This is a genomic window from Fulverythrobacter ferritrahens (assembly GCF_020539485.1).
Lineage (GTDB): Bacteria > Pseudomonadota > Alphaproteobacteria > Sphingomonadales > Sphingomonadaceae > Andeanibacterium > Andeanibacterium ferritrahens.
Window position 1 is genome coordinate 1,065,068 of the sequence record NZ_JACDXU010000001.1, and the last position, 23,007, is coordinate 1,088,074.

At 63.8% G+C, this 23,007-nt stretch carries 17 protein-coding genes; 11 read left to right on the top strand and 6 right to left on the bottom strand.

Annotated elements, in window-relative coordinates; genetic code table 11:
- Positions 1 to 50 precede the first annotated feature (50 nt).
- A complete protein-coding gene (locus H0274_RS05170; protein WP_226793651.1) occupies positions 51 to 1,697 on the bottom strand; it encodes an electron transfer flavoprotein-ubiquinone oxidoreductase in 1,647 nt (548 codons plus the stop codon).
- Positions 1,698 to 1,784: 87 nt separating this feature from the next.
- Here H0274_RS05170 and H0274_RS05175 point away from each other — a divergent pair, with 87 nt between their 5' ends.
- The 6 genes from H0274_RS05175 (at position 1,785) to H0274_RS05200 (ending at position 7,853) form a co-directional block, all read left to right on the top strand.
- Positions 1,785 to 2,555 carry a hypothetical protein gene (locus tag H0274_RS05175; protein WP_226793654.1) on the top strand — a complete coding sequence of 257 codons (771 nt, stop codon included), beginning with the start codon at positions 1,785 to 1,787 and terminating at the stop codon, positions 2,553 to 2,555.
- A 1-nt stretch (position 2,556) separates the two neighbouring features.
- A complete protein-coding gene (locus tag H0274_RS05180) occupies positions 2,557 to 4,332 on the top strand; it encodes a lytic transglycosylase domain-containing protein (protein ID WP_226793657.1) in 1,776 nt (591 codons plus the stop codon).
- A gap of 47 nt (positions 4,333 to 4,379) precedes the next feature.
- Positions 4,380 to 4,907, top strand: coding sequence for a molybdenum cofactor biosynthesis protein B (gene moaB, locus H0274_RS05185; RefSeq protein ID WP_226793661.1), 528 nt, complete (start codon positions 4,380 to 4,382; stop codon positions 4,905 to 4,907).
- A 357-nt stretch (positions 4,908 to 5,264) separates the two neighbouring features.
- Complete coding sequence (locus H0274_RS05190; RefSeq protein ID WP_226793664.1) at positions 5,265 to 6,149, top strand: hypothetical protein; 885 nt, start codon at positions 5,265 to 5,267, stop codon at positions 6,147 to 6,149.
- Positions 6,150 to 6,328: 179 nt separating this feature from the next.
- Entirely contained in the window at positions 6,329 to 7,411 is a 1,083-nt protein-coding gene (locus tag H0274_RS05195; protein WP_226793667.1) for a PA0069 family radical SAM protein, read from the top strand.
- A gap of 67 nt (positions 7,412 to 7,478) precedes the next feature.
- Entirely contained in the window at positions 7,479 to 7,853 is a 375-nt protein-coding gene (locus tag H0274_RS05200) for a hypothetical protein (protein WP_226793670.1), read from the top strand.
- On the opposite strand, the gene dnaE is transcribed toward H0274_RS05200, so the two are convergent.
- Positions 7,850 to 11,317, bottom strand: coding sequence for a DNA polymerase III subunit alpha (gene dnaE, locus H0274_RS05205; RefSeq protein ID WP_226793673.1), 3,468 nt, complete (start codon positions 11,315 to 11,317; stop codon positions 7,850 to 7,852). The two genes, H0274_RS05200 and dnaE, sit on opposite strands and share 4 nt — an antisense overlap.
- Before the next feature lie 130 nt (positions 11,318 to 11,447).
- Between dnaE and H0274_RS05210 the strand changes: the two genes are divergently transcribed.
- Complete coding sequence (locus H0274_RS05210; RefSeq protein ID WP_226793676.1) at positions 11,448 to 12,065, top strand: Yip1 family protein; 618 nt, start codon at positions 11,448 to 11,450, stop codon at positions 12,063 to 12,065.
- Positions 12,066 to 12,128: 63 nt separating this feature from the next.
- On the opposite strand, the gene H0274_RS05215 is transcribed toward H0274_RS05210, so the two are convergent.
- The 3 genes from H0274_RS05215 to recG all read right to left on the bottom strand — a co-directional run bounded on the left by H0274_RS05215 (position 12,129) and on the right by recG (position 16,234).
- Complete coding sequence (locus tag H0274_RS05215) at positions 12,129 to 12,815, bottom strand: ABC transporter ATP-binding protein (protein ID WP_226793679.1); 687 nt, start codon at positions 12,813 to 12,815, stop codon at positions 12,129 to 12,131.
- Positions 12,808 to 14,049 carry a lipoprotein-releasing ABC transporter permease subunit gene (locus H0274_RS05220; protein WP_226793682.1) on the bottom strand — a complete coding sequence of 414 codons (1,242 nt, stop codon included), beginning with the start codon at positions 14,047 to 14,049 and terminating at the stop codon, positions 12,808 to 12,810. Before H0274_RS05220 ends, H0274_RS05215 begins: the two co-directional genes overlap by 8 nt.
- Before the next feature lie 127 nt (positions 14,050 to 14,176).
- A complete protein-coding gene (recG, locus tag H0274_RS05225) occupies positions 14,177 to 16,234 on the bottom strand; it encodes an ATP-dependent DNA helicase RecG (protein WP_226793685.1) in 2,058 nt (685 codons plus the stop codon).
- Positions 16,235 to 16,353: 119 nt separating this feature from the next.
- Between recG and H0274_RS05230 the strand changes: the two genes are divergently transcribed.
- The 3 genes from H0274_RS05230 (at position 16,354) to mfd (ending at position 20,673) form a co-directional block, all read left to right on the top strand.
- On the top strand, positions 16,354 to 16,758 hold the full coding sequence (locus H0274_RS05230) for a host attachment family protein (RefSeq protein WP_226793688.1): 405 nt from the start codon (positions 16,354 to 16,356) through the stop codon (positions 16,756 to 16,758).
- Position 16,759: 1 nt separating this feature from the next.
- Positions 16,760 to 17,032: an FAD assembly factor SdhE gene (locus tag H0274_RS05235; RefSeq protein WP_226793692.1), complete on the top strand. Its 273-nt coding sequence runs from the start codon at positions 16,760 to 16,762 to the stop codon at positions 17,030 to 17,032.
- Positions 17,033 to 17,193: 161 nt separating this feature from the next.
- Complete coding sequence (mfd, locus tag H0274_RS05240; RefSeq protein ID WP_226793694.1) at positions 17,194 to 20,673, top strand: transcription-repair coupling factor; 3,480 nt, start codon at positions 17,194 to 17,196, stop codon at positions 20,671 to 20,673.
- Positions 20,674 to 20,692: 19 nt separating this feature from the next.
- On the opposite strand, the gene H0274_RS05245 is transcribed toward mfd, so the two are convergent.
- Complete coding sequence (locus H0274_RS05245) at positions 20,693 to 22,012, bottom strand: GGDEF domain-containing phosphodiesterase (protein ID WP_226793697.1); 1,320 nt, start codon at positions 22,010 to 22,012, stop codon at positions 20,693 to 20,695.
- Positions 22,013 to 22,172: 160 nt separating this feature from the next.
- Between H0274_RS05245 and H0274_RS05250 the strand changes: the two genes are divergently transcribed.
- Positions 22,173 to 22,961 (top strand): NAD kinase, encoded by a 789-nt coding sequence (locus H0274_RS05250; RefSeq protein WP_226793700.1) that lies wholly within the window; start codon positions 22,173 to 22,175, stop codon positions 22,959 to 22,961.
- Positions 22,962 to 23,007: the final 46 nt, after the last annotated feature.

The following is a 23,007-nucleotide window of genomic DNA, read 5'->3' on the forward strand; positions in this document are numbered from 1 at the left end:
GTGCCCCTCCACCACCTTTGGTGGTCCCCCTCCCCGTTTCGGGGAGGATTTCACATATTCGGATAATTCGGCCCACCGCCGCCTTCGGGCGTTACCCATTCGATGTTCTGCGTCGGGTCCTTGATGTCGCAGGTCTTGCAGTGGACGCAGTTCTGGGCGTTGATCACCAGGCTGGGATTGCCTTCCTCCACGCCCACGAATTCATAGACGCCCGCCGGGCAATAGCGTGCTTCCGGCCCGGCATAGACCGGCAGGTTGATCGCCGTGGGAACCGTGGGGTCTTTCAGCTTCAGGTGACAGGGCTGGTCTTCCTCGTGATTGGTGTTCGACAGGAACACGGAGGAAAGCCGGTCAAAGCTGATCACGCCATCGGGCTTGGGATAGGCGATGGGCTGGTAATTCTTCGCCTCGCCCGTGGCGGAGGCATCGGTGTGGTGCGCCATGGTGAAAGGCAGGCGAATGCCCAAAGTGCGCAGCCACATATCCGCGCCCGCCAGAACCGTGCCCAGCGTGCCGCCGAACTTCGCCACCAGCGGTTCGGCATTCTTCACCAGTTCCAGTTCCTTCGCGATCCAGCTGGACCGCAGCGAGGCGCCATAGCCGCTCAGCTCGTCATTCTGGCGGCCGGTCTCGAAGGCTTCGGCAATGGCTTCGGCGGCGAGCATCCCGCTCTTCATCGCGGTGTGGCTGCCCTTGATGCGCGGCACGTTCACGAAGCCTGCCGAACAGCCGATCAGCGCGCCGCCGGGGAATTCCAGCTTGGGCACGGACTGCCAGCCGCCTTCGTTGATCGCCCGCGCACCATAGGACACGCGGCGGCCGCCCTCCAGAATGGCGCGGATTTCCGGGTGCTGCTTCCAGCGCTGGAATTCCTCGAAGGGATAGACATAGGGATTGGCGTAATCGAGCGCGGTGACGAAGCCGAGCGCCACCTGCCCGTTGGCCTGATGATAAAGGAAGCCCCCGCCCCAGCTGCCGCTTTCGCTCAGCGGCCAGCCCTGCGTGTGGAGCACGCGGCCCGGCACATGCTTTTCCGGCGCGATGTCCCACAATTCCTTGATGCCCAGGCCATAGACCTGCGGCTGGCAATCCCGCTCCAGATCGTAATGCGCCTTGAGCCGCTTGGTCAGATGGCCGCGCGCGCCTTCGGCGAACAGGGTGTATTTGGCGTGCAGTTCCATGCCCGGCTGATAGTCCGGCTTGTGACTGCCATCCCTGGCCACGCCCATATCCTGCGTGGCGACGCCCATCACCGCGCCAGCCTCGTCGAACAGCACTTCCGCTGCCGGGAAGCCGGGGAAGATCTCCACGCCCAGTGCCTCGGCCTTTTCCGCCAGCCAGCGGCACAGATTGCCCAGCGACCCGGTATAGCAACCCTTGTTGCTCATCAGCGGGGGCATCATCGCATGGGGCATGTCGAGCTTGCCCGTGGCGGTCAGCGCCCAGTGCCAATTGTCGGTGACGGGCACTTCGGCCATCGGGCAGCCGTCTGTGCGCCAGTCCGGCAGCAGCTCGTCCAGCGCCTTGGGATCGACCACCGCGCCGGAAAGGATATGCGCGCCGACTTCCGAGCCCTTTTCCAGAATGCACACGCTGGCATCGGGCGCGAGCTGCTTGAGACGGACGGCGGCGGCAAGGCCGGCGGGCCCGGCCCCAACCACTACCACGTCATAAGGCATGGATTCGCGTTCGCTCATTTTCCGGCGTCCTCGATGGAAAAGTGTCTTCGTGAACGCAGGAGCCTTGATTGCTGGCGGCGGCGAGGTCAAGACTGGAGGCGACTTATGGACACTGCCGCATCCCTTCCGCCCAGCCGCACGCTCGCCGCGCAATTCGCCGCCGTGCAGGACTGGTGGCGAGAGGCCGGGGTGGACCATATTTTCACCGACGCTACGGAAGTCTGGCTGCACGAGCCAAAGGAGGAAGCGCCTTCCACTCCCCGGCGCATCCCGCCTGTCATTGCCCAGCCCGAGGCAGAGGTTCAGCGCCCCAGAATCGGCGGCGATCCGGCCAGCTGGCCCCAGCGGCTTGAGGACTTTGGCCAATGGTGGCTGACCGAGCCGAGTCTCGATACGGGCGGCCCGCGCCCCCGCATCGCCCCGCGCGGCGCTGGCGGCGCGCAGCTGATGGTACTGGTGCCCGAACCGGAGCCGGAGGATAGCGAAACGCTGCTTTCCGCATCGCGCGGGCGGCTGCTGGCCAGCTTCCTGCGCGCGGCAGGAGTAGATCCGGCGGATGTCTATCTGGCCAGCACGCTTGCCCGGCATACGCCCGCGGCGGACTGGGCCTCGCTGTCTTCCGATGGGTTGGGGGCCGTGGTGCTGCATCACATCGCGCTGGTGCGCCCGCGCCGCGTGATCGCCTTCGGGCGCGACGTTTTGCCGCTGATCGGCCACGATCCGACGCAAACTCAAGCAAATTACCGCGAAATTAACCACCATGGCGTGACTTTTCCGCTATTGCCGGAAAGAAGCCTCGACTTTCTGCTGGCCCGCCCGGCCGCTAGATCGGGCTTCTGGCAGCGGTGGCTGGATTGGACGGACGGCTCGGACTGACATGACTCGCACAAAACGAATGGCGCTTGCCCTTCTCGCAGGCGGGATCGGATTCACGCTCGCCACGTTCACATTGGCAACGCCGGCCATGGCCGACAGCGCTGAATATTTCCACGCCCATGCCACCGGCTCCACCGTGCCCACGCTGCTTCCGCAGTCGGACCGGGACTATTACCGGGATTTCTTCAACGCGATCGACAAGGAGGACTGGGCCAAGGTCCAGGATCTTCTCGCCCAGCGCAAGGATGGCCCGCTGCACAAGGTGGCGCTGGCGGAATATTATCTCGCCGCGCGTTCCCCCAAGGTGGAACTGCCGCAGATCGAGGATTGGCTGAAAGGCGGCGAAAGGCTGCCCCAGGCCGAACAGCTCGCGCGGCTTGGCATGAAGCGCGGGCTCACCAACCCGCCTGCCCTGCCCCAGCAGCAGAGCTTCCAGCGCCAACCCTCCCCGCCCAAGCGCATTCGCCCCGGCGCGGTGGAGGATGGGACCATGCCCGAGGCCGTGAAGGCCCAGATCCTCGACCGGATCACCAATGACGATCCCGATGGCGCGCGCACCGCGCTGGGGGGCGTCGATGCCCTGCTCAGCCCCGAAGCCCGCGCCGAATGGCGCCAACGGGTGGCCTGGAGCTATTATATCGAAAACCGCGACGCCGATGCGCTGTCGCTGTCGCTCACCGTGGCCGAAGGGGCGGGCCCCTGGGTAGCCGAAGGCCATTGGGTGACCGGCCTTGCCGCCTGGCGGCTGGACGATTGCACGACCGCCCTCTACGGCTTTGAAAGCGCGGCCCAGCGCAGCGCCAATCCTGAATTGACCGCCGCCGCGCATTACTGGGCCAATCGCGCCGCCGTGCGTTGCCGCATGCCGGAAAAGGCCAGCGCCCATCTGCGCCAGGCGGCCCGGACGGACGAAACCCTCTATGGCATGCTCGCCGCCGAGCAGCTGGGCATTGGCCTGCCCAATCGCTTTGCCAAGCCCGATTTCAACCAGAAGGACTGGGACCGCCTGAAGGACAAGGACAATGTCCGCATGGCAATCGAACTGGCCGAGATCGGGCGAGACGATCTGGCAAGCAAATTGCTGATCCATCAGGCGAAGATCGGCGATGCCCGCGATTATGAATCGCTGTCCCGCCTGGCGCGCGGGCTCGGCCTGCCTTCCACGCAATTGTTCATGGCCAATAATGCCCCCTCGGGCGGAAGGGCCGATCCGGCTTCCAGCTATCCCGCGCCGCGCTGGATGCCGGTTACCGGATGGGAAGTGGACCCTGCGCTGGCCTATGCCCATGCGCTGCAGGAATCGAACTTCCGGGTCAGCGCGGTCAGCCCCGCCAATGCGCGCGGGCTGATGCAGATAACGCCGATCACCGTGCGTGAACATGCCCCGCGCCTCAATCTCTCGGCTGCGGCGGTCGATCTGGACGATCCTCGAGTAAATCTCGCATTCGGCCAGCAAAATCTTGAAATGCTGCGCGATTCTACCGCGACCGAAGGCAAGCTGCCCAAGATCATGGCGGCCTATAATGCGGGCCTCACTCCCGTCACCCGCTGGAACAGCGAAGTGCGCGATCAGGGCGATCCGCTGCTCTACATGGAATCCATCCCCTATTGGGAAACGCGCGGCTACGTCGCCATCGTTATGCGCAATTACTGGATGTATGAGCGGCAGGCGGATAGCGATTCTCCCAGCCGCATGGCGCTCGCCCAGGGCCAATGGCCCGCCTTTCCGGGCCAGCCCAGGAGCGGCAGGGTCTGGCTTTCCGCAAAACGCGATTAAGCAGCCCGGATTCCCCGGCACACCGATAGTCTAGAAGGGCCCAAGCCATGGCGGTCGATCCCGCACGTATCTTCAAGCCGATCAATATCGCCCTGCTCACCGTATCCGACACGCGCGGCCCGGATGAAGACACTTCGGGCGACATTCTGGCAGACCGGATCAAGACCGCCGGGCACAGACTGGTGGCCCGCGCGCTGGAAAAGGACGATGTGGCCATCATCACCCAGCGCCTGAACAACTGGATCGACGATCAGAGCGTGGACGCGGTGATCATCACCGGCGGCACCGGCCTGACCGGCCGCGACGTGACGCCCGAGGCGCTGGACCGCGTGAAGGAAAAGGACATTCCCGGCTTTGGCGAATTGTTCCGCTGGATCAGCTACAACACGATCGGCACCTCCACCGTCCAGTCCCGCGCCTGCGCCGTGGTATCGCGCGGAACCTATGTCTTCGCCCTGCCCGGATCGAACGGCGCAGTGAAGGACGGGTGGGACGGCATCCTTGCCGAACAGCTCGACAGCCGCAACCGGCCCTGCAATTTCGTGGAACTGATGCCGAGGTTGCGGGAGAAATGAGCTAAAGTAGTTTGACAGGTAGGCGACTTGAGCTTTTAATTCTCATGCCTTCGCCATCCGCGCACGCCGGAAGCAATGTCGGGAATCTGCCGGGCGTGATCGCTTGCCATGCCCAACCCGTCATCCTGAACTCGTTTCAGGATCTATTTCTCCGGATTGCGTGACAGCGTATGGGGAAGAATGGATCCTGAAACAAGTTCAGGATGACGCTGATAAATAGATTTTTTAGGTATTTCTGATACTTATCGTTCAATCCAGCCAATCAACCTCATTCCGCCCAACAATCCCCTGTCCTACACGCAGCCTCATGCATAATAGACCTGATTCGCCATTTGTTCTCAACAGGAGAAGCGGATCATGGAATTCACGCAATTTGCCGGAACCGAGCTTCCCGCCCGCAAGGACGGGTGGAGCGGCGCGCTCAAGGTCAGGTTCCTGGATCACCTTGCCAGCAAGGGCACGGTCCGCGCGGCCTGTGCGGCAGTGGGTATGTCACCCGAGGCGGCCTATCGCCTGAGGCGGCGCGATGGGCTGTTTGCGCGCGGATGGGCCGCCGCTCTGGTGCTGGCGCGCGAGGTGAGCAGCGACGAACTGGCTTGCCGCGCGCTGGACGGGATCGAGGAAGACATCTGGTATCGCGGCGAGCTGGTCGGCACGCGGCGCAAATATGATACGCGCCTGCTGCTGGCCCATCTCGCCCGGCTCGACCGCATGGTGGAAGAATGCTCCGACGAGGACCCGCACAAGGGGGACGCCGCACGGTTCGACGAACTGCTGGCCTCCTTGTGCGATCAGGATCGGCCCTGCGACGAAGACCGGCCCGGCAGCCCGGGAAAAGACCTGCCTCCCGAGCGGGAAGACTTCATCATCGAGGCCCGGGGACGCGCATGGCAGGAGGCCTTCCATCGGACACCCGTCCGTGAGGGCGCAAATCCGGCCGACAGCGAGCCCGATCCCATCTGGGATGAAGAGGACGGGGACGGCTATTACAGCGAAGAAAGCTGCGAACTGCGCGAAGAGGCCGCCGATCAGGCTGGCGAGGAAGCCGCGCTGGAAGCAGCGGCGTGCTGGGATGACTGGTTCGCCCGTGGCTGCGCAGCGGTGGACGCCGCCTGCGCACCGCCTCCCCCGCCCCGGCGGCTGCGAGGGTCGGCCAGCCTGCTCAGCACTGTGTCAACCTTGTCAACTTCGGGCGGGATCGGGGATGGGGCCATCGGGCAAAATCAGAACCGCTCAGCCTGAGCTTGTGGAAGCCTGTCCTGAGCGGCGGCAGCCGGCAGACAGCCGATGGGACCACGCGCCTCCCTTGGGCATGGGAGACCTTCGCCCGCGTGCTTCGAAAGGCTCAGCACGAGCGGAGCCTAGGGGCCGGAAAGGACACGCACCTTGCCAATGTTCCACTTATGTTCTATCCATTCCCCATGCCCGTCCCTCCCCCCATACGCGGCCGCGGAGCCACTTCCTCCACCCTGTCGCGGCGCTTCAACCTGCCCGCGCGGGAGGTGGATGGGGACTGGCTGGATGAAGTGGAGGCGCTGGACGGCCCGCCGCCAAAGCTGCGCACCAGTGTCACGCAGGAGCATCCGCGCACGATCCTGAACTTCAACAAATCGCCCGACATCCCGTTCGACCGTTCGATCAATGCCTATCGCGGCTGCGAGCATGGCTGCGCCTATTGCTTCGCGCGCCCGACCCATGCCTATCTCGACCTGTCGCCGGGGCTGGATTTCGAGACCAGGCTGTTCGCCAAGCCCGATGCGGCGCGGCTGCTGCGCGAGACGCTGGGGAAGAAGGGCTACAAGGTGCAGCCCATCGCCATGGGGACCAATACCGATCCTTATCAGCCGATCGAGGCGCAATATCGGATCACGCGGCAGATATTGGAAGTATGCCTGGAAACACGGCATCCGGCGCTGATCACCACCAAGTCCGACAGGGTGCTGCTTGACCTCGATATTCTGGCAGAAATGGCGGCCAACAATCTGATTTCAGTATCTCTTTCCGTTACAAGCCTCGATCCGCATCTGTCCCGCACGCTGGAGCCGCGCGCGGCAACGCCCAGCAGGCGTCTGGCCGCGCTGGCGCGGCTTTCCGCGGCGGGCGTGCCCACTCATGTCTCGGTCGCACCGGTGATCCCGGCCATCACCGATGGGGAAATGGAGGCGATCCTGGCCCGCGCGGCGGAGGCGGGGGTTACTTCCGCCAGCTGGATTCTGATTCGCCTGCCGCATGAAGTGGCGCCGATCTTCCGCGAATGGCTGGACGCCCATTTCCCGGAGCGGGCGGAAAAGGTGATGGCCATCGTGCGGGCCATGCGCGGGGGCAAGGATAATGACGGGCGCTATTTCAAGCGCTTCCGGCCCGAAGGCGTCTGGGCCCGGCTGCTGCGCGACCGGTTCCGGCTGGCCGTGAAGCGCAGCGGCATTGCGCAGTATTATCCCCGGCTGGATTGCAGTGGCTTCCGGCCGCCGGTGCAAGGGGGGCAGATGGATCTGTTCGGGTAAACTTCCTGTCATGCCAAGGGGATAGATGGCGCTTGCGCCGCGGAAAGTTAACAGGCAGGAAATGACGATGAGCGGCTTCGAACAGGCCAAGCTGGCCCTTGTCCATTTTACCGGCCTCGAAAGAGACGCGCTGCACATCTACGTGTCGCTGATCGTCTTTTTCGGCTCCTGCCTGCTGCTGCGCTGGAAAGCCTGGCAGATCAGGCCGCTGCTGCTGGTGCTGCTGGCCGCCCTGATCGGCGAGTTTCTGGATCTCTATAATCAATCCACGCTGGGCCAGCCTCTGCTCTGGGGTGAAAGCGCGAAGGACATGGTGAACACCTGCATGGCCCCCGCGATCCTGATGCTGATGGCCCGGCTGAGCGGCGTGTTCCGCAAGACTGGCGCAAGTGAGGCGCTTGACGGGGAAGCCGCTTCTCCCGGGGATGCCCCCCAGGCCTAGGCGACCAGACGCAGATTGCTCCGCCCGCCCTGCGGCTTGAAATCGCCCACGATCAGCCCCTCGATATCCGAAAGCCGGTCCACCAGTTCGCCATCCAGCGCGAAATCGCGTCCAAGGCGGACGAGCGGCCTGAGGTCCGGCCCGGCATTGAGCCGCGCCATCACTTCGCCGCAGCCCGGATTGCCCGGCAGCAGAGCCAGCGCCAGCTGTTGCAAGGCTTCCTCGCTGGTGATTTCCAGCGTCAACTGCATCCGGGTGGAGCCGGTGACTTCCGCCAGGGGCCGCGCCCCGCGCACCGTCACGCGCGGCGGTTCGTCCGGGCTGGGTGAATCGAGTTCCACCGTCAGCAGCACGCAGGTGCCGTCCGCCGCCCATTTCGGGAACGCATCGACCAGGCTCTCCTCGAAACAGGCGGCGCTGAACTGGCCGGAGGAATCCGAGAAATCGGCGCGGATGAACTCGCTGCCCTTGCGTGTCCGGCCCTTGCTCGCCCCTTCCACCATGGCGGCCATCACCGCCGTGCTGCGCCCGCTGGGCGCGCCGCCTTCCATCAGGCCGGCATAGGACCGCGCACCATTGGCGGAGGCCACGGCGCGATATTGCTGCACCGGATGGGCGGCAAAATAGAAGCCGAAATTCTCCCGCTCCTTCGCCATCTGCTCGGTCTTCGACCAGGGCGGCGTATCGACCAGACGCAGGGCCTGTTCCTGATGGCCTTCGCCGCCGAACAACCCGGCCTGCCCGCTTTCCCGCTCGCGGTTGGAAGCATCGGTCACGGCCAGCAATATGTCGGCATTAGCCAGCACCTTGGCGCGGTTCGGCTCAAGGCAATCGAAGGCCCCAGCGCCTGCCAGCCCTTCCAGCTGGCGGCGGTTCATCGCGCCGGGCGGCACGCGGCGGAACAGATCCTCAAGGCTCTCGAACGGGCCATTGGCTTCGCGTTCGGCCACCAGAACTTCCATCGCCTTCTCGCCGACATTGCGGATGCCCGCCAGCGCATAGCGCACGGCGTGCCCCTCATGCGTCTGATCGACCGAAAACTCGGCCTCCGACATATTCACGTCCGGCCCGGCCACCTCGATCTTGTTGCGGCGCATATCGTCCACGAAGACCGAGAGCTTTTCGGACTGGTGCATGTCGAAGCACATGGATGCGGCGTAGAATTCATGCGGGTAATGCGTCTTGAGCCATGCCGTCTGGTAAGACAGCAGCGCATAGGCCGCCGCGTGGGACTTGTTGAAGCCGTAGCCTGCGAATTTGTCGATCAAGTCGAACAGCTCGTTGGCCTTGGCCTTCTCGATGCCCGAGATTTCCTTGCAGCCATCGACGAAGCGCTGGCGCTGGGCATCCATTTCCGCCTGGACCTTCTTGCCCATGGCGCGGCGCAGAAGGTCTGCATCGCCCAGCGAATAGCCGGCCAGGATCTGCGCGGCCTGCATCACCTGTTCCTGATAGACGAAGATGCCGTAGGTTTCGGAAAGGATGCCTTCCAGCTTGGGATGCGGATATTCGATCTCCGCCTCGCCATTCTTGCGCTTCCCGAACAGGGGGATGTTGTCCATCGGGCCGGGCCGATAGAGCGAGACGAGCGCGATAATGTCTCCGAAATTGGTCGGCTTCACCGCCGCCAGCGTGCGCCGCATGCCTTCGGATTCCAGCTGGAACACGCCCACCGTGTCACCCCGCTGGAGCAGCTCGTAAACCTGTTTGTCATCCCACGGCAGCGTGTCGAGATTGACCTCGATCCCCCGCCGGGCGAGCAGGTCCACCGCCTTGCGCAGCACCGACAGGGTCTTGAGGCCGAGGAAGTCGAACTTCACCAGCCCGGAATCCTCGACGAACTTCATGTCGAACTGCGTCACCGGCATGTCCGAACGCGGATCGCGATAGAGCGGCACCAGCTGGGCCAGCGGCCTGTCTCCGATCACCACGCCTGCGGCATGGGTGGAGGAATTGCGCGGGAAGCCTTCCAGCTGCATCGCCAGATCGATCAGGCGCTTCACATCGGGATCGGAATCGTACTCGCGCTTGAACTCGGCCACGCCATTCAGCGCACGCGGCAGCGGCCAGGGATCGGTGGGATGGTTGGGCACCATCTTGCACAGCCGGTCCACATGGCCGTAGCTCATCTGCAGGATGCGGCCCGTATCGCGCAGCACGGCGCGGGCTTTCAGCTTACCGAAAGTGATGATCTGGGCCACGTGATCGTGCCCATATTTGCGCTGAACATAGCGGATCACCTCGCCGCGCCGCGTTTCGCAGAAGTCGATATCGAAGTCCGGCATGGAAACGCGTTCCGGGTTGAGGAAGCGTTCGAACAGCAGGCCCAGCTTGATCGGATCAAGATCGGTAATGGTCAGCGCCCAGGCCACCAGCGAGCCCGCGCCGGAACCGCGCCCCGGCCCCACCGGGATGCCGTTTTCCTTCGCCCATTTGATGAAGTCGGCAACGATCAGGAAGTAGCCGCCAAAGCCCATGCGGTTGATGACGTCGATCTCGAATTCGAGCCGCTCGTCATAGATCCGACGCTGTTCCTCCGTCAGATCCTCGTAAGGCGCGAGCCGGGCAGCGAGGCCCCGGCGCGCATCTTCCGCCATCATCCGCGCTTCGCCTTCCTTGTCACCGGCAAGGCTGGGCAGGATCGGCTTGCGCTTGGGAGGCGCCACGGCGCAGCGGCGGGCGATGGTCAGCGTATTGGCCAGCGCCTCCGGCAGATCCGCGAATTCCTCCGCCATCAGTTCGGCCGATTTGACGAAGGCTTCAGGAGCGGAGCGCGGCCTGTCCGGCGCGTCGATCTGGGTGGAATGGGCAATGCACAGCATCGCGTCATGCGCGGCGTGGAAAGCCGGCTCCGCAAAATTGGCGGGATTGGTGGCTACCAGCGGCAGGCCGCGGGCATAGGCATAATCCACCAGCCCCTCTTCCCCCGCCTCTTCCACGGGATCGCCACGCCGGGAGAGTTCGATATAGAGGCGGCCGGGGAAGAACTCCTCCAGCCTATGCCCGTAATCCCACGCTGCCTCCGCCTTTCCGTCGGCGAACAGGCGCGTCATCCCGCCCTCGCCCGCGCCGGTCAGGGCGATCAGCCCGTGATTATGCGCAGCCAGATCGGCGAAAGTGACGTGCGGCTCCATCTCCAGCGGACGGTCCAGATGGGCGCGGCTGACGAGGTGGCACAGGCTGTTCCACCCGGCCTGATCCTGAGCGAAAAGCGGCAGATAATCTACCTGCTTGCCATCCTCCCGCACCACGCCCAGCAGCGTGCCGATGATCGGCTGCACGCCCTGATCGCGGCAGGCGCCGGCAAAGGCGACCGTGCCATACAGCCCGTTGCGATCGCAGATGGCGATGGCAGGGAACTTCCGTTCCTTCGCCAGTTTGGCGATGGCCTTGGGATCTATCGCGCCTTCCAGCATGGAGAAGGAGGAGAAAACCCGAAGCGGAACGAAGGGGGCGAAGGACATAATGCAGAGGTAGCAAGCGCATCCCGACGATCAAGGGCGATGCCGCGCCGGCTGGGGAAAAGCCTGAACACTTGCGCTTCGTCGAAAAAAAGGTTCCACTCCCGGTCCAGTTACCGAGGGGAGACTGGCAATGTCGGATAATCCGTTGAGTTCCGAGAATACCGCCTCGCTCATCGCCCGCGCCAAGGCGATGATCATGCAGCCCAAGGCCGAATGGTCCAAGGTTGCTGCCGTGCCCGGGAACGTTCAGGGCATATTGATCAAATACGCCTTGCCGCTGATCGCCATCGGCCCGATCTGCAGTTTCATCGGCGGGCAGCTGTTCGGCTACAATGCCATGATCATGATGTTCCGGCCCAGCCTGTCCTTTTCGCTGACCATCGCGATCACCGGCTTCGTCCAGTCGATCATCGCGCTGTTCGTCGTCAGCTTCGCCGCCAATTTCCTCAGCCCCAAATTCGGCGGCAAGGATGATTTCGGCTCGGCCTTCAAGCTGGTCGCCTATTCGATGACCGCCGCCTGGCTCGCGGGAGTGTTCGGCATACTTCCGATGCTGGGCGGCATCGCGGCCATCGCCGGGGGAATCTACAGCATCTATGTGCTGTTCCTGGGTGCCACACCCGTCATGGCCGTGCCGCAGGAGAAGGCCGCTGGATATATCGCGGTGACCGTTCTGGTGGCGATCGTGGCCTCGATCATCCTGAACATGGTGGCCGCTTCCTTCATCACGCCGGCCATGGCGTTCTGACGATCCGGCAGCAAGGGAGCCCGCAGAACACGGGCTCCTTTTTCGGCGCCTCTTGAGCCCGATCTATTCGAGCACGCCCTCGTGCAGGCGCACGACGCGGTCCATCGCCATGGCGAGCCGCTCATTATGCGTGGCCACCAGCGCCGCGCTGCCTTCTCCGCGCACGAGGCGGACGAATTCGGCCAGCACCTTGTCTGCCGTCGTCTCGTCGAGATTGCCGGTGGGCTCGTCAGCCAGCACGATGCGGGGCCGGTTGGCCAGAGCGCGCGCCACGGCGACGCGCTGCTGTTCGCCGCCGGATAGCTGGCTGGGCCGATGTTCGAGCCGCGCCCCAAGGCCGAGCGAGGTCAGCAATTCGCTGGCCCGTGCCTGAGCCTCGGCCGGGCTTCTGCCCGCCACCAGTTGCGGCAGGATCACGTTTTCCAGCGCGTTGAAATCGGGCAGCAGGTGGTGGAACTGATAGACGAAGCCGATGCAATCGCGGCGCAGCGCGGTGCGTCTATCCCCCGGCAGAGTGCTCGCATCGGTTCCGGCGATCTCGATCCGCCCGCCAAAGCCGCCTTCCAGCAGGCCCACTGCCTGGAGCATGGTGGATTTGCCCGAGCCCGAGGGACCAAGCAGCGCCACGATCTCGCCCGGCTGGACTGCCAGGTTCACCCCGCGCAATACGTCGATCCTCACCCCGCCCTGCTCGAAGCTGCGGGTCAGGTTGGTCAGCTGCACCACCGGCATCAGATGGGCGTTATTCATAGCGCAGCACCTGCACAGGATCGGTATTGGCGGCGCGGAACGCCGGATAGAGCGTAGCTACGAAGCTGAAGACCAGCGCCATTATGCTGATGGCGATAACTTCGCCGGGATCGGTGCGGCTCGGCAACTCGGTGAGGAAGCGGATCGAAGGGTCCCACAGGTTCTGGCCCGTCACGATCTCTATCCCGCGCACAATCTGCTGGCGGAAGAACAGGAACACGAAGCCCAGCGCCAGGCCCGCCATGGTGCCCAGCGCACCGATCAGGAAGCCGGTGGTGACGAATATCTTCAGCATACTCGTTCGCGTGGCACCCATGGTGCGCAGGATCGCGATGTCCCGCGTCTTGGCACGCACCAGCATGATGAGCGAGGACAGGATGTTGAATACCGCCACCAGCACGATGATGGACAGGACGACGAACATCGCCACCCGTTCCACCGCCAGCGCCTCGAACAGGCTGGAGTTGATCGTCTTCCAGTCGGAAATCACCGCCACGCCCGCAAGCTGGCGCTGAACCGGCGCGAGGATTTCGGTCACCTTGTCAGGGTTGACGGTCTTCACTTCGATCATGCCTACCGTGTCGCCGATCAGCAGCAGGGTCTGCGCATCCTGCATGGGCATGACGACGAATTTCTCGTCATAATCATACACGCCCACTTCGAAGATCGCGGCCACTTCATAACCGATCTGGCGCGGCACGGTGCCGAAGGGCGTTGCCCGACCGGCGGGATTGATGATGGTGATCGTATCGCCGATCCGCGCGCCGAGATTTTCCGCAAGCCTGCTGCCGATGGCAACCTTGCTGGCGCCGGGCCGCAACTGGGCAAGGCTGCCGGAAACCTGCTGCGGTTTGAGGCGATTGATGTCCTGCTGCGTATTGCCGCGAACCAGCACGCCTTCAACGCGGCCGTTGAAGGTGACCAGCAGCGGCTTTTCGATGAGCGGAGAAGCGCGGACAACGCCCGGCGTCTTCTTCACTTCCTTGAGCACCTGCTGCCAATTATCGAAGCGTTCGCCATAGGCCTGGATGATGGCATGGCCGTTCAGCCCCACGATCTTGTCGAGCAGTTCGGCGCGGAAGCCGTTCATCACGCTCATCACGATGACCAGCGCGGCGACGCCAAGCATCACCGCCACAAGGCTGATCCCGGCGACGAGGGCAATGAAGGCCTCTCCCCTGCCGGGCAGCATGTAGCGCTTGGCGATCATCCATTCGAAAGGTGACAGGATCAAGCGGGTTGCTTTTCGTTGTTATCGTCCAAGTGGGCGGGGTTTAGAGGTGCCCCGAAGGCGAGGCAATGGAAAAGGCCCAAACGGAATGCGCCCGCCCATCCCCATATGCGGTTGGTCGAATCCTGCGTCACCCGCCCCTCAGCAATTGCACTCCCCAGTCGCGCTCGAACAGATAGAGCAGCAGCCTTGCCGCCGCGCCGCGCGGGCTGGCGAGCCCGCCGTCACGTTCGATCAACAGGCGCGCATCGTCATGGGCGAGCGGCAACAGGCGCTGGATCTGATCGAGCGTGGCGACATTGAAGGCACTCTCGCCCGACTGGCGAGTGCCCAGCAATTCGCCGCCGCCGCGTAGTTCGAGATCTTCCTCTGCAATGCGGAACCCGTCCTGCGTTTCGCGCATCAGGGCGAGCCGCTGCTTGGCGGTTTCGGACAATTCGTTTCCGCGCAGCAACAGGCAGACCGACTTTTCCGATCCGCGCCCTACGCGCCCGCGCAGCTGGTGAAGCTGGGCAAGGCCAAAGCGTTCGGCCTGTTCGATCACCATCAGCGTGGCGTTGGGCACATCCACGCCGACTTCGATCACGGTAGTGGCGACCAGCACCTTGGCCTGTCCGCTGGCGAACCGCTCCATCGCGGCGTCCTTCACCTCAGGCTTAAGCTGGCCGTGGACCAGCACGACGTCCTCTCCGAAGCGTTCCCTGAGCGACGCGAAGCGTGCCTCGGCAGCGGCAAGGTCTTCGCCCTCATTCTCGCGCACCATGGGACAGACCCAATAGGCCTGCTGGCCGCCAGCAATATGCCGTTCGATCCCGGAAACGACATCCGCCAGTCGTTCTATCGAGATAACGCGCGTATCGATCGCCTGCCTGCCCGGCGGCATTTCGTCGAGGCGGGAGACGTCCATCTCGCCATATTGCGCCAGCGTGAGCGTGCGGGGGATCGGTGTGGCAGTCATGGCAAGGCAATGCGGCGTCACCCGGCCCTTCTGCGTCAGCATCAGGCGCTGGCCGACGCCGAAGCGGTGCTGCTCGTCAATCACTACCAGCCCGAGATTGCGATAGGCAACCGCTTCCTGAAAGATGGCATGGGTGCCGATCACGATGTCGATACTGCCATCGACCAGCCCCATCAGGATGCTTTCGCGCGCCCTGCCCTTGTCGCGCCCGGTGAACAGCGCGACGTTCACTCCGGTGGGCGCGGCAAGGCGGCGGATCGTTTCGAAATGCTGGCGGGCAAGGATCTCGGTCGGCGCCAGCATCGCCGCCTGCGTTCCGGCCTCCACTGCCACCAGCATGGATTCCAGCGCCACTACTGTCTTGCCCGCACCGACATCGCCCTGGAGCAAGCGCAGCATCGGGTGGCCCTGGGCCATGTCGCCTTCGATCTCGGCAATGGAGCGCTTCTGCGCGCCGGTCAGGCCGAAGGGCAATTGCAGCTTCGCCCTCAGCGAACCATCGCCCCGCAAGGACTGGCCACGCCGCGTGCGATTGCTTTCCTTCACCAGCATCAGGGCAAGACTGCTCGCCAGCAGCTCGTCATAGGCCAGACGATCCCGCGCGGCGGCGTGTTCGTCCTTGTGGGCCAGCACCAGCGCATCGCGCCAGGCGGGCCATTTCTGGCGATCGAGCAAAGTCGGCTCGATCCATTCAGGCAGTTCCGGCGCGCGGGCCAGCGCCTGCGCCACCAGCCCCGCCACGCGCGGCTGGGTCAGCCCTTCGGCAAGACGATAGACCGGCTCCACCAGCTTACCCGCCAGACGGCTGCTCTCCTCCTCGACATGATCGGGGTGCACGATCTGGAGCATCTGGCCATATTGATCGAGCCGCCCGGCGATCCAGCGCTTCTCCCCCAGCGGAAGCTGTTTGCGCGCGCTGTAGGAAGCCCGGCCGAAATAGGTGAGCGCACAGATATTGCCGAGCGCATCTTCGGCCAGCACGCGGAACGGACCGCGCCCGGCGGAAGCGCGTTGCTCCACCGGAGTGAGCGCCACCACGATCTGCTCGCCTACGCTTGCCTGATCGAGATTCTCAACCGCATGACGCAACACGAAACGCTCCGGCAGGTGATAGGCAAAGTCCTTCACCCGCGCGAGGCCGAGCTTCTCCAGCGGCTTGCGCAATTTGGGGCCGACGCCCTCCAGAGCGTCGGCTTCTACGAAAAGCGGATTGAGCTGTTCTGGCCGCATGAAGGCTCCTTGCCCCATCGACAGAAAATTCGCCAGAATTGACGCAGCTCATTAAACTGTCCGTCCCGAGTCACCATATGGCCCTACTGGTAAGGGTATTAAGAGTGAGGAGAAGGTGAATGCTGCTGCCCCATGGTGCAATTATCGCTCTGGTCGATGGCGCGAAGTTCGAGCTCTATCGCAACAGCGGTAATGAGGCTGAGCCTGAACTCGCCCCCCTGCCCGCCGTCAAGCTGGACGAGCATAATCATGGGTCGGGTGGGCGCCATTATTCCAGCGCGGGCAATCCGCAGGCCAGCCTTCAGGATGAAGACGCGCATGCAGCAGGCGTCGCGGAATGGCTCAACAGCCGGGTGCTCGGCCACAAGATCGACAAGCTGGTGGTGATCGCCGCACCCCGCACCTTGGGCGAATTGCGCAAGCATTATCACAAGCAGACCGAGGCTGTGCTGCTGGGCGAGTTTGCGAAGGATATGGCGGGCCGCAAGCCCGAAGATATCCTCGAAGCCCTGAGGGCCAAGTAAGATGCCCGGTGCCCCGACCCGGGAAGCTCGCCTTGCCCGCGCAAAGTTTCGTGCGTGGCATCGCGGCACGCGCGAAGCCGATTACATGATCGGCGGTTTTTTCGACCGCCATCATGCCGATTGGGACGAGGCTGCGCTCGGCTGGTTCGAGGCACTGCTTGACGAGGATGACGTGGAGATCATGGCCTGGGCGCTGGAAGCACAGCCCGTGCCGGAAAAATATGCCGGCCAGATGATGCGCCAGCTCCAGATGATCGATTACGTCCGCATCTGATCCCCTCGGGCGGTCGCATTGCTTGCGCGGCTGGCCAATGGGGCATTCGACAACGCGCGCTCCCCCCGCTAGGGAGCATCGACTTTCACAAAACCCGTTTGCGCTGAAATCGCGCCAACGGGTTTTCGTGCGTGCGCAGACTACACGGATCGACACCACAAATGCCCGATTTCCAACGCATTCTCTCCGCTTCCTCCCCGCTGACGCTCGCTTCCGTCGCGCGCGGGGCGCAGCCATTGGTGCTGGCGGACCTGGCGCGCGCATCGAAGGGCCGGGCCGTGTTCGTCGCGCCCGACGATACCGCAATGCGCGCAGTGGCCGATGCCGCCGCCTTCTTCGCGCCCGAATTGGAAGTGATCGAATTCCCGGCGTGGGACTGCCTGCCCTATGACCGTGCCAGCCCTGCCCTCTCGATCAGTTCGCAGCGCCTGTCCGCGCTCCACAAGCTGCAACGGGGCAAGAAGAACGGGCAATTGCTGGTCACCACCGTCAATGCCCTGCTCCAGCGCGTCCTGACCCCCTTCCGTATCCGCGAATCCGTGCGCGAGATCGTGCCCGGAATGCAGATCGGGCATGAGAGCCTGATCGCGCTGCTCCAGCGCCAGGGCTATTCGCGCACCGACACTGTGATCGATGCCGGCGAATTCGCCGTGCGCGGCTCTGTATTCGACATCTTCCCCTCCGGCTTCGAAGGCGGGCTGCGGCTCGACTTTTTCGGCGACGAACTCGAAAGCCTGCGGCTGTTCGATCCCTCCACCCAGCGCAGCACAGGCATCGTGGAAGGGCACCTGCTGCTTCCCGCCAGCGAGGCCCTGCTGGACGAGGACACGGTCAAACGCTTCCGCACCCGTTATCGCGAGATGTTCGGCGCCAATGCCACTGGCGATCCGCTCTATCAGGCCGTGAGCGACGGACGGCGCCTTGCTGGCATGGAACACTGGCTGCCCCTGTTCGAGGACAAGCTCGCCAGCCTGTTCGATCACCTTTCGGCCGACGACGTAATCGTGATCGACAATGCGGCCATGGGATCGGCCGACGAACGGCTGGGCGACATCGAGGATTATCATCAGGCCCGCGTCGAGGCATCGGGGCAAGCGGCAGGCTCCTATCGCCCACTGGCCACCGATGCGCTTTATCTCTCCCGTGACGAGTTTGCAGAACGCCTGTCAGGCTGGCCGGTTCACCGGGCGGATATCTTCGCACAGCCCGAAAGCGGGAGCGTGATCGACTTCGCCTTCTCCAGCGCGCGCGATTTCGCGCCGGAACGCGCGCGGGGGGACAATGTCTATGAAGCCGCCGCGCGGCATCTCAACACCATTGCCAAGGCCGGGCGGAAACCGCTGATCGCGGCCTATTCTCAGGGCTCTCGCGCGCGCATTTCCTCCATCCTTGCAGAACAGGGCGCCGAACCGCGTCTTGCAGACACCTGGCAGGAGGCGCTGGGTTTTGCGGCAAAGGGCGCGCCGGTCGCTGTCGTCCTCCCACTGGAAACCGGCTTCGCCAATGCCGAGATGGAGGTGGTCACCGAGCAGGACATGCTGGGCGACAGGCTGGTCCGTCGCCGCAAGCGCCGCAAGGATGCCGACGCATTTCTGGCCGAGCTTTCGGCACTCAATGCTGGCGATCTGGTCGTCCATATCGACCATGGCATCGGCAAATATCTCGGGTTGGAAGCCATCGCGGTCGGCAAGAGCCAGCATGATTGCGTGATGCTGGAATATGCCGGCGGGGATAAGCTCTATATCCCGGTCGAGAATATCGACGTCCTCACCCGCTACGGCTCCTCCGACGAAGCTCTGCCGCTCGACCGGCTGGGCGGCGAGGCATGGCAGAAACGCCGCGCCAAGCTGAGGGAGCGCATTCAGGCCATCGCCGCCGAACTGCTGCGCACCGCTGCCCTGCGCGCCCTGCGCACCGCCCCGGCACTGGTGCCGGACGAAAGCGGCTATAACCAGTTCGTCGAGCGCTTCCCCTGGCAGGAGACCGAGGATCAGGAACGCGCGATCGAGGACGTGCTGAACGACCTCGCGGAAGGCAAACCGATGGACCGGCTGGTCTGCGGCGATGTCGGCTTCGGCAAGACGGAAGTGGCTTTGCGCGCTGCCTTCGTCGCCGCGATGGAAGGGCAGCAGGTCGCGGTGGTGGCCCCCACCACTCTGCTCGCACGCCAGCATTTCGAGAACTTCTCCACCCGCTTCAACGGCTTCCCGATCAAGGTCGGCCGCCTCTCCCGCCTCGTCCCGCCCAAGGAAGCATCCGATACGCGCGACGGGTTGGCGGACGGCACGGTGGACATCGTGGTCGGCACCCATGCGATCATCGCCAAGCAGGTAGAGTTCAAGCGCCTTGGCCTCGTAATCGTGGACGAGGAACAGCGTTTTGGCGTGAAGCACAAGGAACGGCTGAAGGAACTGAAGGCCGACGTCCATATGCTGACCCTTACGGCCACCCCCATACCGCGCACCTTGCAAATGGCGATGAGCGGGCTGCGCGAACTCACCACCATGCAGACCCCGCCGGTCGATCGCCTGGCCGTGCGCACCTATGTGATGGAGTGGGACGAAGTGGTGATGCGCGAGGCCCTGCTGCGCGAACATCACCGTGGCGGGCAGAGCTTCATCGTCGTGCCGCGCATTGCCGACCTGCCCGATATCGAGGACTGGCTTCACAAGGCCGTGCCGGAAGTGAAATACATCTCGGCCCATGGTCAGATGGGCGCCCGCGAAGTGGAAGAGCGCATGGCCGCCTTCTACGAGCGCCGTTATGACGTGCTGCTTTCCACCACTATCGTGGAAAGCGGCCTCGACATTCCCAGCGCCAACACGATCATCATCCATCGCGCGGATCGCTTCGGCCTCGCCCAGCTTTATCAGCTGCGCGGCCGAGTGGGCCGCTCCAAGCTGCGCGCCTATGCCTATCTCACCCATCCGCGGGACCAGCAGCTTTCCGAAGTGGCCGAAAAGCGCCTGAAGGTGTTGGGCGATCTCGACGGATTGGGCGCGGGCTTCCAGCTTGCCAGCCACGATCTCGACATTCGCGGTGCCGGCAATCTGCTGGGTGACGAGCAATCCGGCCATATCCGCGAGGTCGGCTTCGAGCTTTACCAATCCATGCTGGAAGATGCGATCCTGGCTGCCAAGGCCGGCGATATGGGGCTGGAGCGCGACAACAGCGGCCTTTCGCCGCAGATCACTGTGGATGCCCCGATCATGATCCCGGACGATTACGTGCCGGATCTTGCCGTGCGCATGGCGCTCTATCGCCGCCTGAACGATGCGAAGGGCAAGGAAGAACTGGATTCGCTGGCCGCCGAAATGATCGACCGCTTCGGCCCCCTGCCCTCGCCCACCGAAAACCTCGTCAAGCTTATCGAGATCAAGCAGCAGGCCATCGTCGCCAATATCGCCAAGGTGGATGTCGGCGCACGCGGCACGCTGGTGACGTTCCACAAGGATTCGTTCCCCGATCCGGCGGGTCTGCTTGCCTATGTCGAACGCCTGCAAGGCACGGCCCGCCTGCGGCCCGACATGAAGCTGGTGATCGAACGGGCATGGGGCGATCCGAAATCGCGCCTCAATGGCCTCTATCAGCTGACCAAGGGGCTGTCCGGCATTGTGAAGCGAGCAGCAAAGGCGAGCTGAGGAGCCCTTCCTTGAAGGTCTATCGCGTCCCGGCAAACGTCCTGAACGCCGCTGCGCCCATAGGCCTCGCCCGCAGGAAGCCCTGATAGCAGGCGCAGCCTTCCCGCGCGATCAGCGCGCGCTGGGCCTCTGTTTCGATGCCTTCGGCAATCACTTCGAGTTCCAGAGCATGGGCCATGGCGACGATGCCGCGCAGAACCGCAAGGTCGCGCATGTCTTCGACTATGTCCTCCACCATCGTGCGGTCGAGCTTGAGATAGTGAAGCGGCAATATCTTGAGATAACGGAAATTGCAGAAACCCGCGCCAAAATCGTCGAGCGCAACGCGAATGCCCAGGTCCACCAGCTTGCCCAGAGCCAGGGCGGAACGGGCAAGGTCGGTCAGCAGCGCCTGTTCGGTAATCTCGATCGTCAGCCGTTCGGGAGCAAGCCCGGCGCCGCTCACGATAGAAGCAATATCCTGCGCAAAATTACCGGCCGAAAGGTCCGCCGGAGTTACGTTGAGCGAGAGGTGCAAGGGGGCAGGCCAATACGCGGCCTCTGCCACCGCACGGGTCGCGATATGGCGGGAAAGCTGGGCAACATGGTCCGCCCGCTCGGCAATAGAGAACAAGGCCGCCGCACCGATCCGCCCGAGCAATGGATGCTCCCACCGGGCCAGCGCCTCTGCCCCAACCAGCGCATCGTCTTCGCTGCGGAACTGGGGCTGATAGAGAATCTGGATCTCGTCCCGGTCCAGCGCGGCGAGCAGGTCTGCTTCCAGTTGCGCGGCACTGCGGCCGGCAATGCTGGCATCGCCATCCACCCATACCACCCGGCGCCCACTTTCAAGCCGTACGCGTTCCATAGTGTCAGCAAGCCTGCCGAAAATCGCATCGGCGTTTTGTAGCGGAAGCGCACGCATCAAGGCGATGCGCGGCCAGAGCCGCAAGGTGCCGGCTCCCACAGGATTCGCGATAGGCCGGGCAATGCTCTCGGCCAGGGTTTCGGCCAGCCATTGCCAACGCTCCCGGCTGCACTGCTCATGAGCGACCAGCAGGAAATTGCCGCCGCCCATGCGCGCGACCACCCATTCGCCCGTCAGTTCATCCGCCGCGAAGCGCGACATTCTGTTAGCCACGGCAACCAGCGCGGAATCGCCTGCCGCCTCTCCATAGGCGAGATTGACCGTATCGAACCGGCGCAGGCCCAGCATCATTGCGTGGATAGGCGCAGTCCCCCCGTCCCGCGCCGCATCATCCTGCCATTGCACGATCCGGGCGCGCGCGCCGGCTGGCCCCACCAGCCCCGTCAGCGCGTCTCGTTTCTGATCCGGCACCTGATGCAATTCGTCTGCCATTCTTCGCTTGTAAGACCTGTTGCCGGAACTCATGTGGTTAGAACACCATCCGCGCCCTTGCGATTGCAAAACGGGGCGTTGCTCCATAGTTTCGTTCTCTGTCGCACAGGTGCGCCCGCACCGCCATCCGGAGGTTTCTGCAAATCGTGAGCTGCACATCGTGAGCCAGGGACACGCCTTTTCAGCGCTTGCGATAGTGGCGTCGGAAGCACCGCGCGCGCAGGAGGCGGCTGGAGAGCTGGCCGGGCTGGTCGATTGGGTGCCGCTGGAACAAGCGGAAGCCGTGGTCGTGCTGGGCGGTGACGGCTTCATGCTGCAAACGCTGCACCAGATGATCGACAGCGGCCGGGTTCTGCCCGCCTATGGCCTGAACCTGGGCACAGTCGGTTTTCTGATGAACAGCTTCCGCAGCGGACGAAAGCTGGTGGAACGCATCAATCGTTCCCGTGCCATCGCGGTAGACCCGCTGCGCATGGAAGCCTTCACTCGCAAGGGCGAAAGCCACATTCACTACGCCATCAATGAAGTCTCTCTGCTGCGTGAAACGCGGCAGACGGCCAAGATCGAAGTGAGCGTGAACGAAAAGGTCCGTATTGCGGAACTGGCATGCGATGGCGTTCTGGTGGCCACCCCCGCCGGATCGACCGCCTATAACCTTTCCGCCAGCGGGCCGATTCTGCCGCTCGATTCGCAGCTTTTGGCGCTGACCCCCATCAGCCCCTTTCGCCCCCGCCGCTGGCGTGGAGCATTGCTGCCTGACCGCAGCCGGATCAGCTTTCGCGTGCTAGATCCCGACAAACGACCGGTAGCCGCCGTGGCCGACCACAAGGAAGTGCGCGATATTGCCGAAGTCCACCTGGAGATCGCCCGGGACAAGGAATTGACGCTGCTGTTCGACCCCGGCCACAGCCTCGACGAACGCATTGTGGCCGAACAATTTATCGCCTGAGCCGGAGAATGCATAAAATTTGCTTTGGCCGCTTGCCAAACCAAAC

Coding starts and splice junctions, on each gene's coding strand:
- H0274_RS05170 (WP_226793651.1), bottom strand. CDS start 1,697: ATGAGCGAACGCGAATCCATGCCTTATGACGTGGTAGTGGTTGGGGCC.
- H0274_RS05235 (WP_226793692.1), top strand. CDS start 16,760: ATGCCCGGTGCCCCGACCCGGGAAGCTCGCCTTGCCCGCGCAAAGTTT.
- H0274_RS05195 (WP_226793667.1), top strand. CDS start 6,329: ATGCCCGTCCCTCCCCCCATACGCGGCCGCGGAGCCACTTCCTCCACC.
- H0274_RS05200 (WP_226793670.1), top strand. CDS start 7,479: ATGAGCGGCTTCGAACAGGCCAAGCTGGCCCTTGTCCATTTTACCGGC.
- mfd (WP_226793694.1), top strand. CDS start 17,194: ATGCCCGATTTCCAACGCATTCTCTCCGCTTCCTCCCCGCTGACGCTC.
- H0274_RS05190 (WP_226793664.1), top strand. CDS start 5,265: ATGGAATTCACGCAATTTGCCGGAACCGAGCTTCCCGCCCGCAAGGAC.
- dnaE (WP_226793673.1), bottom strand. CDS start 11,317: ATGTCCTTCGCCCCCTTCGTTCCGCTTCGGGTTTTCTCCTCCTTCTCC.
- H0274_RS05215 (WP_226793679.1), bottom strand. CDS start 12,815: ATGAATAACGCCCATCTGATGCCGGTGGTGCAGCTGACCAACCTGACC.
- H0274_RS05230 (WP_226793688.1), top strand. CDS start 16,354: ATGCTGCTGCCCCATGGTGCAATTATCGCTCTGGTCGATGGCGCGAAG.
- H0274_RS05210 (WP_226793676.1), top strand. CDS start 11,448: ATGTCGGATAATCCGTTGAGTTCCGAGAATACCGCCTCGCTCATCGCC.
- H0274_RS05175 (WP_226793654.1), top strand. CDS start 1,785: ATGGACACTGCCGCATCCCTTCCGCCCAGCCGCACGCTCGCCGCGCAA.
- H0274_RS05180 (WP_226793657.1), top strand. CDS start 2,557: ATGACTCGCACAAAACGAATGGCGCTTGCCCTTCTCGCAGGCGGGATC.
- moaB (WP_226793661.1), top strand. CDS start 4,380: ATGGCGGTCGATCCCGCACGTATCTTCAAGCCGATCAATATCGCCCTG.
- H0274_RS05245 (WP_226793697.1), bottom strand. CDS start 22,012: ATGGCAGACGAATTGCATCAGGTGCCGGATCAGAAACGAGACGCGCTG.
- recG (WP_226793685.1), bottom strand. CDS start 16,234: ATGCGGCCAGAACAGCTCAATCCGCTTTTCGTAGAAGCCGACGCTCTG.